The sequence below is a fragment of the Pseudonocardia sp. UM4_GMWB1 genome (assembly GCF_017312155.1).
Classification (GTDB): domain Bacteria; phylum Actinomycetota; class Actinomycetes; order Mycobacteriales; family Pseudonocardiaceae; genus Pseudonocardia; species Pseudonocardia alni.
In genome coordinates this window covers 2,959,662-2,972,489 of sequence record NZ_QJPN01000001.1, presented here as the reverse complement: position 1 = coordinate 2,972,489, position 12,828 = coordinate 2,959,662, and the positions used below count along the sequence as shown (strand labels likewise).

Annotated in this window: 15 protein-coding genes; 9 read left to right on the top strand and 6 right to left on the bottom strand. The window is 75.9% G+C overall.

Features of this window, described 5'->3' with window-relative positions; genetic code table 11:
• Window positions 1-112 precede the first annotated feature (112 nt).
• The 3 genes from DMP15_RS14230 to DMP15_RS14220 are packed head-to-tail and all read left to right on the top strand — an operon-like array spanning window position 113 to window position 2,595.
• Window positions 113-700, top strand: a complete 588-nt coding sequence (locus DMP15_RS14230; RefSeq protein WP_174565857.1) for a TIGR03086 family metal-binding protein — start codon at window positions 113-115, stop codon at window positions 698-700.
• Between the two features lie 11 nt (window positions 701-711).
• The gene (locus tag DMP15_RS14225; RefSeq protein ID WP_337826010.1) at window positions 712-1,638 is read left to right on the top strand and encodes a TIGR03854 family LLM class F420-dependent oxidoreductase; all 927 of its coding nucleotides are present in this window, start codon (window positions 712-714) and stop codon (window positions 1,636-1,638) included.
• A 39-nt stretch (window positions 1,639-1,677) separates the two neighbouring features.
• Entirely contained in the window at window positions 1,678-2,595 is a 918-nt protein-coding gene (locus DMP15_RS14220) for a TIGR03854 family LLM class F420-dependent oxidoreductase (RefSeq protein ID WP_073574608.1), read from the top strand.
• A gap of 21 nt (window positions 2,596-2,616) precedes the next feature.
• On the opposite strand, the gene DMP15_RS14215 is transcribed toward DMP15_RS14220, so the two are convergent.
• Window positions 2,617-3,378, bottom strand: coding sequence for an SDR family oxidoreductase (locus tag DMP15_RS14215; protein WP_073574607.1), 762 nt, complete (start codon window positions 3,376-3,378; stop codon window positions 2,617-2,619).
• 37 nt (window positions 3,379-3,415) lie between these two features.
• Here DMP15_RS14215 and DMP15_RS14210 point away from each other — a divergent pair, with 37 nt between their 5' ends.
• Both DMP15_RS14210 and DMP15_RS14205 read left to right on the top strand, forming a co-directional pair.
• Entirely contained in the window at window positions 3,416-3,934 is a 519-nt protein-coding gene (locus tag DMP15_RS14210; protein WP_139282725.1) for a DUF309 domain-containing protein, read from the top strand.
• 150 nt (window positions 3,935-4,084) lie between these two features.
• Window positions 4,085-5,596: a GDSL-type esterase/lipase family protein gene (locus tag DMP15_RS14205; protein ID WP_073574605.1), complete on the top strand. Its 1,512-nt coding sequence runs from the start codon at window positions 4,085-4,087 to the stop codon at window positions 5,594-5,596.
• 16 nt (window positions 5,597-5,612) lie between these two features.
• Here the strand turns inward: DMP15_RS14205 and DMP15_RS14200 are convergent, their stop codons facing one another.
• From DMP15_RS14200 to DMP15_RS14190, 3 genes are all read right to left on the bottom strand, one after another.
• Window positions 5,613-6,692 (bottom strand): dipeptidase, encoded by a 1,080-nt coding sequence (locus DMP15_RS14200; RefSeq protein WP_073574604.1) that lies wholly within the window; start codon window positions 6,690-6,692, stop codon window positions 5,613-5,615.
• Between the two features lie 20 nt (window positions 6,693-6,712).
• The gene (locus DMP15_RS14195) at window positions 6,713-7,837 is read right to left on the bottom strand and encodes an NDMA-dependent alcohol dehydrogenase (RefSeq protein ID WP_073574603.1); all 1,125 of its coding nucleotides are present in this window, start codon (window positions 7,835-7,837) and stop codon (window positions 6,713-6,715) included.
• A 120-nt stretch (window positions 7,838-7,957) separates the two neighbouring features.
• Window positions 7,958-8,713 carry an SDR family NAD(P)-dependent oxidoreductase gene (locus tag DMP15_RS14190; protein WP_073574602.1) on the bottom strand — a complete coding sequence of 252 codons (756 nt, stop codon included), beginning with the start codon at window positions 8,711-8,713 and terminating at the stop codon, window positions 7,958-7,960.
• 271 nt (window positions 8,714-8,984) lie between these two features.
• On the opposite strand from DMP15_RS14190, the gene DMP15_RS14185 reads away from it, so the two are divergent.
• Both DMP15_RS14185 and DMP15_RS14180 read left to right on the top strand, forming a co-directional pair.
• The gene (locus DMP15_RS14185) at window positions 8,985-9,623 is read left to right on the top strand and encodes a nicotinamide mononucleotide transporter family protein (protein WP_073575265.1); all 639 of its coding nucleotides are present in this window, start codon (window positions 8,985-8,987) and stop codon (window positions 9,621-9,623) included.
• Window positions 9,624-9,645: 22 nt separating this feature from the next.
• A complete protein-coding gene (locus tag DMP15_RS14180; protein ID WP_073574601.1) occupies window positions 9,646-10,488 on the top strand; it encodes a shikimate dehydrogenase in 843 nt (280 codons plus the stop codon).
• 39 nt (window positions 10,489-10,527) lie between these two features.
• On the opposite strand, the gene DMP15_RS14175 is transcribed toward DMP15_RS14180, so the two are convergent.
• Complete coding sequence (locus DMP15_RS14175; RefSeq protein ID WP_073574600.1) at window positions 10,528-10,803, bottom strand: hypothetical protein; 276 nt, start codon at window positions 10,801-10,803, stop codon at window positions 10,528-10,530.
• Between the two features lie 134 nt (window positions 10,804-10,937).
• Between DMP15_RS14175 and DMP15_RS14170 the strand changes: the two genes are divergently transcribed.
• Window positions 10,938-11,303 (top strand): DUF3253 domain-containing protein, encoded by a 366-nt coding sequence (locus DMP15_RS14170; RefSeq protein WP_217266861.1) that lies wholly within the window; start codon window positions 10,938-10,940, stop codon window positions 11,301-11,303.
• A gap of 21 nt (window positions 11,304-11,324) precedes the next feature.
• Window positions 11,325-12,134: a methyltransferase domain-containing protein gene (locus DMP15_RS14165; protein WP_073574598.1), complete on the top strand. Its 810-nt coding sequence runs from the start codon at window positions 11,325-11,327 to the stop codon at window positions 12,132-12,134.
• 10 nt (window positions 12,135-12,144) lie between these two features.
• On the opposite strand, the gene DMP15_RS14160 is transcribed toward DMP15_RS14165, so the two are convergent.
• Window positions 12,145-12,828 carry a class I SAM-dependent methyltransferase gene (locus DMP15_RS14160; protein ID WP_304580056.1) on the bottom strand — a complete coding sequence of 228 codons (684 nt, stop codon included), beginning with the start codon at window positions 12,826-12,828 and terminating at the stop codon, window positions 12,145-12,147.

Below are 12,828 nucleotides of genomic sequence, written 5' to 3'. Positions count from 1 at the left end.
CTTCTACCAGGTGTCGAAAGACATACGGGGCGATGAGTCGGCGCGCCGCGGCCGGTCGGAGCAGGCAGGGCCCCGCGACCGTGGGGCACCGACCCGACCCGAGGTGGCCACCGTGCTCGATCTCGCCCCGACCGCCCGCGCCGTCGCCGACGTCGTCACGGGTGTCCGCGACGACCAGCTCGACGACCCGACCCCCTGCGACGGCATGACCGTCGCCGCCCTGCTGGACCACGTGCACGGTCTGGCGTGGGCGTTCCGGGTCGCGGCGCAGAAGTCCCCCGAGGCCGCGGGTACCGCGCCGAGCGCCGACGCCGCGCACCTCGTCGCGGACTGGCGCACCGCGATCCCGGCCCGGCTCACCGCGCTGGCGCAGGCGTGGCGCGAGCCGGCCGCCTGGGAGGGCTTCACCGCGGCGGGCGGTCTGGACCTGCCCGCCGACGTCGCCGGGGTCATCGCCCTCGACGAGCTGGTCCTGCACGGCTGGGACCTCGCCGTGGCCACCGGCCGCCCGTTCTCCCCCGACGACGACGCCGTCGCCGCCGTCCTGGAGTTCACCACCGCGATGTCAGCGCCCGGTCAGGAGGCGTCCCGGGAGGGTCTGTTCGGGCCGGTGGTCCCGGTCCCGGCCGATGCGCCGCCGTTCCACCGGGCGCTCGGCAACAGCGGCCGCGACCCGCGCCGGAGCCCCGACGCGGGGTAGCGTCGACCGACGTGGTGACGTCCCCGCACGGCAAGGTCCGCATCGGCGTCGGCTCGGTGGGGCTTCGTGCCACCGACCCCGGCTCGGAGTTCGACGAGTTCGTCGACGCCCTCGAACGCGCGCGCATCGACTCGCTGTGGTTGCCCGACCTCGTCTCCGCCCCCGGCGTCGACGCGCTGGTCGGCACCACCTGGGCGGCCGCCCGGACCCGGACGCTGAAGGTCGGCACCGGTGTCACGATCCTGCCCGGCCGCAACCCGATGCTGCTCGCGGCCGAGCTCGCGTCACTGGCGGTGCTGGCGCCGAACCGGATCCTGCCCGCGTTCGGCATCCGCGCGGCGACGCCGTCGGAGCGCCAGCTGTTCCCCGTCCCCGGTACCCGGGCCGCGGTGTTCGAGGAGTCCCTCGTAGTGCTGCGACGGCTGCTGTCCGAGGAGTCGGTGACCCACCACGGCGAGTTCTTCACCCTCGACGACGCGACCGTCGCGCCGCGCCCGGCCCGCCCGCTCGACCTGTGGCTGGGCGGTCGCGCGGAGGTCGGGCTGCGCCGGGTCGGCCGGCTCGCCGACGGCTGGCTGGGCAGCTTCCTCACGCCCGACGAGTCCGCCCGTGCCCGCACCGTCATCGAGGCTGCCGCCCGCGACGCCGGCCGGGCGATCGACGACGACCACTACGGCACCAACGTCACCGTCGTGCTGCCCGGCGACGGGTCCGGCGCCGCCGCCGACCACGCGCTGCACCGGGCCGCCCAGCAGCGGCCCGACGCCGACCCCGAGCAGCTGGTCGCCCGCGGCTGGGACGGCGCCGCCGAGCAGATCCGCCGCCACGTCGAGGGCGGGCTGACCAAGTTCGTGGTGCGCCCCGCCGCTCCGGCGCGGGACTGGGCCCGGTTCCTCGACGAGTTCGTCGCCGAGCTGGGGCCGCTCGAGTCGGACTGAACGTTCCCGGACGAGTGACCGATCACCTACGGTGTGTGAGTGGTCGACTCCCCGCACGGCACGGTCCGCATCGGTCTCGGCCTCGTCGGGGCCCGCCACCTACCCACCTTCGCCGACGAGTTCGACGAGCTGATCCACGCCCTCGACGCCTCCGCGGTCGACTCGCTGTGGCTGGCCGACATCGCGTCGAAGTCGGTGGTCGACCCGATGGTGGGCAGCACCTGGACCGCGGCGCGCACCCGCACCCTGAAGGTCGGCACCGGCGTCACGGTGCTGCCCGGGCGCAACCCGATGCTGCTCGCCTCGGAGCTCGCGTCGCTGGCGGTGCTCGCGCCCCGGCGGATCCTGCCGGTGTTCGGGCTGCAGGCCGCCCAGCCCTGCGACCGGCAGCTGCACCCCGTCCCGGGCCGGCGCGGCGCAGTGTTCGAGGAGTCGCTGGTCGTGCTGCGACGGCTGCTCACCGAGGACTCCGTGACCCACCACGGCGAGTTCTTCACCCTCGACGACGCCGCCGTCCTCCCCCGCCCGGCCGCCCCGCTCGACCTGTGGCTGGGCGGACGCGCCGACGCCGGGCTCCGGCGCGCCGGGCGGCTCGCCGACGGCTGGCTCGCCAGCTTCCTCACCCCCGCCGAGACCGCCCGGGCCCGCGGGATCATCGAGACCGCCGCCCGCGACGCCGGCCGCACGATCGACGACGACCACTACGGCACCAACCTGTGGGTCGCCCCGCCCGGCGCGGACCCCGGCCCCGCCCGCGCGCTGGCCGGGGCCCAACGCCCGGATGCGGACTGGCGCGACATCGTCGGCGACGGCTGGGGCGGCGTCGCCGAGCTGGTCCGCCGGCACGCCGACGGAGGCCTCACCAAGTTCGTGGTGCGCCCGACCGGGCCGGTGGCGGACTGGCCGGGGTTCCTCGACCGGTTCACCACCGAGCTCGGGCCGCTCCAGTCCGGCTGAGCGGCGGGGTGCTGCGCCGGGTCAGCGCGTCGTCCAGATCCCCCCGTCGACCGGCAGCACCGCGCCGGTCACGTAGGACCCGGCGGCCCCGGCCAGGAACAGCGTCGCCCCGACGACGTCCGACGGCTTCCCCAGGCGTCCGAGCGGGGTGGAGTCGGCGATCTCGTCGCCCGCCGCCTCCAGTGTGGCGCGCATCATCCGCGACGGGAACGGCCCCGGCGCGATCGCGTTCACGGTGATCCCGCGGCCGGCGAGGTCGCGGGCCAGCACCCGGGTCAGCTGGTGCACCCCGGCCTTGCTGGCCGAGTAGCTGTAGTTCGGCAGCTCGGGGACGCGCAGCCCGTCGATGCTGCCGATGTTGATCACCCGGGCCGGGTCCTCGGCCGACGCGGCGGCCTCCAGCAGCGGCAGGAACGCCCGGGTCAGGAAGAACGGCGCCTTCAGGTTGAGGTCGAGCACCTTGTCCCAGGCGTGCGCCGGGAACTCCTCCAGCGGCGCACCCCAGGTCGCGCCCGCGTTGTTGACGAGCAGGTGCACCCGCTCCTCCCGCTCCCCGACCTCCGCGGCCAGCCGGACGCACTCGTCCTCCGACGACAGGTCCGCGGCGATGCCGGTGCCGCCGATCTCCGCGGCGGTGTCGGCGCAGGCGTCGGCCTTGCGGCTGGAGACGTAGACCCGCGCCCCGGCCTCGGCGAGACCGCCCGCGATCATGCGGCCGATGCCGCTGGTGCCGCCGGTGACCACGGCCACCCTGCCGCGGACGTCGAACAGTTCGGTGATCATGACGCACGCTAACCGGAGAGCTGGCACCCTCGCAGCCATGACCCGTTCCCGCGACCGCGACGACCGGGGCCGTGCCCGCAACGCCCGCCCCCGCGACGCCGCCGGGCGTCCGCTCCCGCACGGCGCGCCCGGCGTCGGGCGGGTGCCCGAGGACCTGGCGCTCTCCCCCGCCGACGCCGTCACCGAGGCGCAGCGCCTGCTCGACTCGGGCCTGCCCTTCAACGCCCACGAGATCCTCGAGGGTGCCTGGAAGGACGCGGGCGACGACACCCGCGACCTGTGGCGGGCGCTGGCGCAGCTCGCGGTCGGGCTGACCCACGCCCAGCGCGGCAACGCCCGCGGCGCCGTCGCGCTGCTGCGCCGCGGCGCGGAGGGCGTCCGGCTGTGGCGCGTGCTCGGCATCACCGTCCCGGCCGGGCTGGACCTCGACGGGCTGGCCGGGCACGCGGACGCCCTCGCGGACGACGTCGAACGGGAGGGTGCCGACGCCGTCACGGCGGCGCGGCTCGCCCCGCGGCTGCGGGGGATCCAGACGCCGGGGAGCCCGGGAGCCTGACACAGCGCGGCCGCGCGCCGGGGTGCCACCCACCGGGAGCCTCCGCCGGGGAGTCCGACGCCACCCCACGACGTCCGTGACTCCGGCCCGTCCCCCGGGCCACCATGGGGCCGTGCCCCTCCACCTCGTGTCCCGCCCCGCACACTGACGGTGGCCGCCCGTCCCACCTCCCGGTCGTGGCCCCGCGCGCTGCTGCGCGAGGCCCGGTCGCTGCCCACACTGGCGCTGCTCGGGCTGATCGCCGTCGTCGGCGTCCCGCTGGTGATCCTGCTGACGCCGGAGAACCACGTCGAGGTGTTCGGCCAGGACGTCGGCGTGGGCGCCCGGGTGCCGCCCCTGACGCTGTCGGGGCCCGCGCAGATCGCCCAGCTCGGCAACGCCGAGTTCGACCTCACGACCGTGCAGGTGTGGGGCCCGATCCGTCCGCGGCTGTCGATCGGGCCGTTGAAGCGGCCCGCCGACAACGGCCCGGTGCTGGGCCCGCACACCGTCGACGGCGCGGGCGACGCGGTCCGCGACCTCGGTGAGGGGTTCGTGACCTGGTACCTGTGGGGCGCCGCGGGCATCGTGCTGGTCGCGCTGCTGGGCAGCGGGCTGATGGCGACCGCACGGCTGCTGCTGGCGCTGCGCCGGACCCGCACCGGCCGGTACCGGCCGGTGCACTGGGACGACCTGGCGGGGCCGATCGGGCGGATGACCGTCGTCGCGGTGACCGCGTCGGTGCTGCTGTGGGCGGGCGCCGGGGTCGCCGCGCTGCACGGCACCCTCACCGGTCTGGGGAGGGTCACCTCGCTGACCGACCTGGTCGGGGCGGCGACGGTCACCCCGTCGCCGGTCGGGCCCGCGGTCACCGGGGTCGCGGGCGCGGTGATCGGGGACTCCCGCGCGGCCCGGATCGGCGGCCCGCCGCTGCGGCAGGACGACGGCACCGTCACCTCCGAGGACCGCGCCTGCGGGCGCAGCACCGACTCCACCGCCGCCGAGCTGGCCCGGCTGCGCGGCGAGGACGTCCTGAACCTGGCCTGCGCCGGAGCGGGCGTCGCGACCGGGCTGCGCGGGCCGCAGCTGCGCGAGGGCGTCACCGTCGACCCGCAGGTCGGGCGGCTCAAGCAGGTCCGGAACCTGCAGTGGGTGGTCGTCGCCGTCGGCCCGAACGACCTGGCCTGGTCGGACTTCCTGCTGTACTGCTACGGCCTCGCCACCTGCGACGACCGGCTCTCCGACGGCGAGTTCGAGTCCCGCCTCGCCGGGTTCGCCCGCGACGTAGGCGCCCTGTTCACCGACCTCGACACGCTGCCGGGGCGCCCCCGGGTGGTGGTCACCCTGTCCTACGACCCGTTCCCGGCCCGGTTCGACCCGACCTGCGCGGACATGCGCGGCCCGGCCGGCACCCCGGGTCTGGACCAGGCCAAGCTCGACCTGCTCGCCGAGCGGAACCGCCGGCTCAACGACGTGCTGGCCGACGGCGCCGCCCGCTTCGGGTTCGGCACCGCCGCGCCGGCCCTGGCGCCGCTGTGCGACCCGGACCGGGACCGGATGCCGCCGGACATCATGGGGCTCGCCACCCCCGACCCGTTCCACCCGACGGCGGTCGGCTCGCTGCGGATCGCGGCGGCGGCGGCGACGGCGCTGGCCGGCCCACGCCCCACCGGGACGCCGTGACCTCGCGCCGGGGCGCTCAGGCGTCGGCGTCGCGCAGCACCCGCAGCGCGTTGCGGTGGGCCAGCTTCGCCAGGTCCTCCGCACTCCAGCCTCGGTCGGCGAGCGCGTCGAGCAGCCGCGGGTAGGTGGAGACGTCGGAGAGCTCGTCGGGCAGGTCGGTGGTGCCGTCGTAGTCCCCGCCGATGCCGACGTGGTCGATGCCCGCGGCCTCGCGCAGGTGCTCGACGTGCGCCACGACGTCGGCGAGGGTGGCGCGCGGCTGCACGGGCCCGTCCCAGGTCTCGACGAACCGGTTGCGGGCGGCGAGGTCGCGGTGGTCGGCGCGGACGGCAGCCATCGCCACCCCCAGCCGCTGGTCCCACTCGGTCACGGCGGCGGAGACGAAGCGCGGCACGAACGTCGCCATGACCACGCCGCCGTTGCCGGGCAGGGCCTCCAGCACGTCGGCGGGGACGTTGCGCGGGTGGTCGGTGACGGCGCGGGCGCCGGAGTGGGTAAACAGCACCGGCCGGGTGGTGACGGCGAGGGCGTGGTGCATCGTCGCCGGTGCGACGTGCGAGAGGTCGACGATCATGCCGATCCGGTTCATCTCGGCGACGACCCCTCGGCCGAACTCCGACAGCCCGTCGTGGCGGGGCGTGTCGGTGGCCGAGTCGGCCCAGTTGTTGTTCAGGTTGTGGGTCAGGGTCAGGTAGCGGACCCCGAGCCCGCGCAGGACCCGCAGCACGGCGAGGGAGTCGGCGATGCAGTGCCCGCCCTCCGCCCCCATCAGGGAGGCGACCCGCCCGGAGCCGACGACGGCGTCGACGTCGTCGGCGGTGTCGGCGAACGCCAGGGCGTCCGGGTGGGCGGCGAGCAGCCGTCGCACCCGGTCCACCTGGTCGAGCACCGCGGTGACCGCCTCGTCGTGGCCCAGCTCGCCGGGTACGTAGACCGACCAGAACTGGGCGCCGACCCCCCCGGCCCGCAGCCGCGGGAGGTCGGTGTGCAGTCGCGGGTCCCCGGCGGCGACGTCCGGCTCGCGCGCCGGGTCGCCGCCGGAGAGCTCGCGCAGCGCCCAGGGCAGGTCGTTGTGTCCGTCGAGTACGTAGACCATGCCCCGGAGCCTGCCAGTGCTCAGTAGCGGATGATGCCCCGGATGTTCTTGCCCGCGTGCATGTCCTCGTAGGCCGTCGCGACCTGGTCCAGCGTGTAGGTGGTGGTGACCAGCTCGTCGAGCTTCAGCGCGCCGGCGCGGTAGAGCTCCAGCTGGCGCAGGATGTCCCAGTTCGGGTTGGACATGCCGAACATCGCGCCCTGGATGCGCTTCTGGAACAGGGTGACGTCGGCCAGCGACACCGGCAGCGGCTCGGTGGAGTTGATGTCACCGAGCGCGGTGACGACGACGGTGCCCGCCTTGCGGATCGAGGCCATCGCCTGCCCGACGTGGTCGGGCTTCACGACGCCGACGGTCACGATGGTCTGGTCGGCGCCCTGACCGTTGGTGAACTGCTTCGCGATCTCGGTGGCCTCCTCCATCGTCTCCACCGCGTGCGTGGCGCCGAGCTCCTGGGCCTTCTCGCGCTTCAGCGCGACCGGGTCGACGGCGATGATGTTCGCCGCGCCCGCGTGCGAGGCACCCTGGACCGCGTTGATCCCGATGCCGCCGATGCCCATGACGATCGTGGTGTGGCCCGGTTGCACGCCGCCGGCGTTGACCGCGGAGCCCCAGCCGGTGCCGACGCCGCAGCCGACGAGGCAGGCGACCTCGAGCGGGATGTCGTCGGGGACCTTCACGCAGGAGTCCTCGGAGACCAGGGTGGTCTCGCAGAAGGTCGAGATGCCGCACATCTGGCCGACCGGGGTGCCGTCGTCGGCGAGCCGCAGGCGGGTGGTGGGCTCCTCCCAGCGGGTGCCGGCGAGCAGGCCCGCGCCGAGGTCGCAGAGGTTCTGCATGCCGCTGGCGCACCAGCGGCAGTGCCCGCAGGAGGGCAGGAACGAGAAGACGACGTGGTCGCCCTCCTTGAGGCCCTTCTTGTTGGCCCCGGCGCGGGTGACGATGCCGGAGCCCTCGTGGCCGCCGGCGAACGGGTAGGTGCCGACCGGGATGTCCCCGGTGGCGATGTGGTCGTCGGAGTGGCACAGCCCCGACGCGACCATCTTGACCTCGATCTCGCCGGGGCGCGGCTCGTCGAGTTCGAGGTCGACGACCTCGTACTTGCCCGGAGCGCTCCGGACGATTGCTCCACGGGTGTGTCCCACGGTGGTTCACCTCAGACGTCGTCGTCCAACAGGATGCGCACGCGACGATATGAGCCCGGTCACTCCAGGGGAAGTGCCACACGCAGATCGCGGGACACCATTCGCCTGTAGACCGTGTCGCTAACGGGGCATCCGACGCCAGACGGCACGAGGCAGCAGCCGCAGCCCGAGGAACAGCAGCCGCAGGGTGCCGGGCACCCAGACGTCGGCGTTGCCCCGCCCGCGCCGGACAGCACGCACCGTCGCGTCGGCGACCTGCGCGGGCGTCGACGACAGCGGCGCCGGGCTCATCCCCTCGGTCATCCGGCCGACGACGAACCCCGGGCGGATCAGCACCAGCCGCACCCCGGTCCCGTGCAGCGCGTCGGCCAGGCCGGAGGCGAACCCGTCGAGCCCGGCCTTGGCACTGCCGTAGACGTAGTTGGCGCGCCGCACCCGCACGCCGGCCACCGAGGAGTAGACGACCAGCGTCCCGCTCCCCTGCGCGCGCAGCACCTGGGCCAGCTCGGTGAGCAGGTGCACCTGGGCGAGGTAGTCGGTGTGCACGATCGCGGCGGCGTGCGCGGCGTCGGTCTCGGCGCGGGCCTGGTCGCCGAGGATCCCGAACGCGACGACGGCGACGTCGATCCGGCCGTGGCGCGCCGTCACGTCGTCGAGCAGCGGGCGGTGGCCGGCGAGGTCGTCGGCGTCGAAGGCGACGGTGTCCACCGCGGCGCCCGCGGCCCGGACCCGGGCGGCCTCCGCGGTCAGCGCCCCGGGGCGGCGCGCGGCCAGCACGACCGTGTCGGTGTCCCCGGCGGCGAGCCGTTCGGCGACCTCCAGCCCGATCTCGCTGCGACCACCCAGGACCAGGACCGTGCGCTCCGAACCACCCACACGGTGCAGCCTCCCACCCGGTGGCGGACCGTCGTCGCCACGGGGTCGGACGCGGAAGCCGGTGCGGTGCGGAGTCGACCCGCACGACGCCGTCCTGGTGCCGGTCGACGGCCGTGCGGTCACCCGGGTGCGCCGCGACCGGCTCGGCGTCCACCCGGTCCGAGGCCGGTGTGGGTCCGCTCACACCGGACCGGGTGGGGATGGGCGGGGCCGGCCCCGTCGTTGTCTGCTGACACGGGACGCGCCCGCCGCGTCCGGGAAGGGGACCGTCGTGGACCTCCTGCTGCACCACGGGCTGACCGCGTTCGGGCAGTTCGTGTCGTGGGCCGAGCTCGTCGGGCAGATCGGCGCCATCGCCGTGGTGTTCCTGGCGCGCCGGCGCAGCCTCGCGACCTGGCCGGTGCAGATGGCGGCCTGCGTGCTGCTGTTCACCGTCTACGCCTCGGCGCACCTGGGCGGGCTGGCGTTCCGGCAGGTCATCGTGCTGGCCATCTCGGTGTTCGGGCTCGTCGCGTGGCTGCGCAGGCGCGACCCGGTCTACGGCCTCGCGGTGCGCCAGGCGAGCACCGCGCAGCGGCTCGGGCTGGTCGGGCTGCTCGTCGGCGGCACCGTCGTGATGGCACTGGTCCTCGAGGCGCTCGACGCCAGCTGGGCGCCCTGGCCGGACGCCGCGATCTTCGTCGGCACCGCGGTCGCGTTCCTCGCCCAGGGCCTGCGGTTCATCGAGTTCTGGGTGATCTGGCTGCTGGTCGACGCCGTCGGCGTGCCGCTGCAGCTGGCCTCGGGGCTGTGGTTCTCCGCCGCGGTCTACGTCGTGTTCGCCGGGCTGGTCGTGCACGGCTGGTGGAGCTGGGCGCGGGCCCGGCGCACCGTGCGGGCCGCGCAGCGGGAGCCGTCGCGGGCGGTCTGAGCCGCCACGGGATACTGCTCGGATGAGCACGTCCCCCGTCCGCCGCGCCGCCGTCCTCGGTTCCCCGATCGCCCACTCGCTCTCGCCCGCGCTGCACAACGCCGCCTACACCGCGCTCGGGCTGACCGGCTGGCACTACGACCGACACGAGGTCGACGAGGCGGGCCTGGCCGGGTTCGTCGCCGGGCTCGGCCCGGAGTGGGCGGGGCTGTCGCTGACGATGCCGCTCAAGCGGGTGCTGCTCGACGTCGCCGACCACGTCGCGCCGGGGGCGGCCGCGATCGGCGCCGGCAACACCCTGGTGTTCGAGGGCACCGGTGCGACCGCGCACAACACCGACGTCACCGGCATCGCGCGCTCGCTGCGCGCCGCGGGCGCGGGGGGCGGGCGCGCCGTGGTGCTCGGGGCGGGCGGGACCGCGCAGGCCGCCGTCGCCGCGCTGCACGACATGGAGGTCGACGCCGTCGACGTCCTGGTCCGCGACGCGGGGCGGACCTCTGCGCTGCGCGAAACGGCCGAGCGGCTCGGCACCGAGGTGACGGTGCACGCGGTGCTCACCGACCCGCCCGCCGCGGCGCGGCTGCTCGAGGGCGCCGACGCGGTCGTCTCCACCCTCCCGGCGGGGGCTGCCGACGCACTGGCCGGTGCGCGCTGGCGGCCGGGGACCGTGCTGCTCGACGCCGTCTACGCGCCGTGGCCGACCGTGGTCGCGGGCGGCGCGGCGGCGGCCGGGGCGCGGATCGTGTCCGGCCTGGAGATGCTGCTGCAGCAGGCGGTCGCGCAGGTCGAGCTCATGACCGGGCGTCCCGGTCCGGAGGCCGCCATGCGCGAGGCGCTCGACGCGGCCGTGCTCGCCCGCAGCTGACCCCCGGCCCGGCGGTGCCGCGGCCCGGGAGCGCGCTGCTCAGGCGGGGGTCCGGGCCGCAGCGGCCCGTCCGGCGCGGCGCCGCGCCGGTGCCCACGGAGTGCGGCAGCTTGCCGGCACCCACCAGTACCGGGTCAGGCCCCACGGGCTCACGAGCGCGACGACCACCCCGCTGACCAGCGCCGCGAACGCCAGCGGGATGACCAGCCACCGGTCGACGACGTCGACGACCCGGTACCCGGCGGCCGCCGTGGCCGGGTCCGCACCCAGCGCGACGCGGCGAGCACGACGTTCGCCGCGCCCGCGCCCATCCACCCCACCGACACCGCGACGTGCACGACGACCAGCCACTGCCGTACCCGCTTCCCCACCCGCGCCACGCCCTGAAAGTAAGGCACCTGACAATTCTCGGTGAGCGGAGCGCCGCGTGCGGGACGACCATGGCGGTCGTGGAGGAGAAGAGCTGCGTGGTCTGCGGGCGGCGGATCGAGTGGCGGAAGAAGTGGGCCGACGACTGGGAGCAGGTGCGCTACTGCTCCCAGGGCTGCCGCAGGCGCACGGTCCGCCCGGTCGACACCGAGCTGGAGTCGACGATCACCCGGCTCCTCGACCGGCGTCGGGGCGGGGCGACGATCTGCCCGTCCGAGGCGGCCCGCGCCGTCGACCCCGACGGCTGGCGCGACCTCATGGAGCCGGCGCGGATGGCCGCGCGCCGGCTCGTCGACGCCGGGCGGGTCGAGATCGTGCAGTCCGGCCGGGTCGTGGACCCGTCGACGGCGAAGGGCCCGATCCGGATCCGCCGGGTGCCCGGCTGAGCGCCGTGCCAGGCTGACCCCGTGCCCCGCGACACCTACACCCACGGCCATCCGGGCGTCGTCGTCCGGTCGCACGCGGCCCGCACCGCGGAGGACTCGTGCGCCTACCTGCTGGACCGGCTCACGCCCGGCACCAGCCTGCTCGACGTCGGCTGCGGCCCCGGCAGCATCACCGCGGACCTGGCCGAGCGGGTCGCGCCCGGCCGGGTCCGCGGCGTCGAGGTGGTGCCCGGACCGCTGGAGCAGGCCCGCGCCGGTGCCGCCGCCCGCGGCCTGAAGGTGGAGTTCGCCGTCGACGACGGCTACGCCCTGTCCGACCCGGACGGCACCTGGGACGTCGTGCACGCCCACCAGGTGCTCCAGCACGTGTCCGACCCGGTCGCGGTGCTGCGTGAGATGGGCCGGGTCGCCCGGCCGGGCGGCCTGGTCGCCGCCCGCGACGCCGACTACGCCGGGTTCCACTGGTGGCCGCACGATCCGCGGCTGGACCGCTGGCTGGAGCTGTACCGGGCCGTCGCCCGCGGCAACGACGCCGAGCCCGACGCCGGACGACGGCTGCTCGGCTGGGCGCACGCGGCCGGATTCTCCGAGGTGACGCCGTCGGCGTCGGTCTGGTGCCACGCGACCCCGGAGGCCCGCGCCGCCTGGGGCGGGATGTGGGCCGACCGCATACACACCGGCGTCGGCCGGATGGCCGTCGAGCGCGGGCTGGCCGGGGAGTCCGAGCTGGACGGGATCTCCGCGGCGTGGCGGGAGTGGGCGGCGCACCCCGACGGGTGGATCGTCATCCCGCACGGCGAGGTCCTCTGCCGGGTGCCCGACCGGCCCTGAGCCGCCCGGGTCAGGCGCGGCGGTGCAGGGCGACCACGTAGTCGCCGCCGGACCAGGGCGCACGGTCCCAGGTGGACCACCGCGCGACCGGGTCGAGCCCGGCGGAGGCGCACCAGGCGTCGTGGTCGTCGGGGGTGGGCCAGCCCGGCTGCGCGGCGAACCCCGCCAGCAGCAGGCCGCCCGGACGCAGGTGCCGGGCACAGCCCGCGACCACCCCCGCGCGGTCCTCGGCGTAGGGGATCACGTTGCCCGCCAGCACGACCAGCCCGAACCGCTCGGGCAGGTCCAGGGTCTCCAGGCCCGTGGTGACCCAGCGCAGCGCAGGCGCCTTGGCCCGCGCCGCGGCGATCATGTCCGGGTCCGGGTCGACGCCGACGACCGCGACGCCGCGCCGGTCCAGCTCGATCGCGACGCGGCCGGTGCCGCAGCCGCCGTCGAGGACGGGGCCGTCCCCGCGCAGCGCGCAGACCAGGTCGGCCTCGCCGTGCGGGTTCTCCCCGGCCGCGGCCATCGCCGCCCACCTGCGGTCGTAGTCGTCGAGGTCGACCCGGCCGCGCCAGGCCTCCCAGTCGTCGGGGAGCCCGCCGGGGCCCGGCTCACCGGGGTCGGCGCGGGGTCCGCTGCGGTCGGCCAGGGCGGGGTCGTGCGGGCCGTGGTCGTGCGGGGCCTGGTCATGCGGGGCGTGGTCGGGCAC

Coding starts and splice junctions, on each gene's coding strand:
- DMP15_RS14210 (WP_139282725.1), top strand. CDS start 3,416: ATGACCCGTTCCCGCGACCGCGACGACCGGGGCCGTGCCCGCAACGCC.
- DMP15_RS14180 (WP_073574601.1), top strand. CDS start 9,646: ATGAGCACGTCCCCCGTCCGCCGCGCCGCCGTCCTCGGTTCCCCGATC.
- DMP15_RS14200 (WP_073574604.1), bottom strand. CDS start 6,692: ATGGTCTACGTACTCGACGGACACAACGACCTGCCCTGGGCGCTGCGC.
- DMP15_RS14215 (WP_073574607.1), bottom strand. CDS start 3,378: ATGATCACCGAACTGTTCGACGTCCGCGGCAGGGTGGCCGTGGTCACC.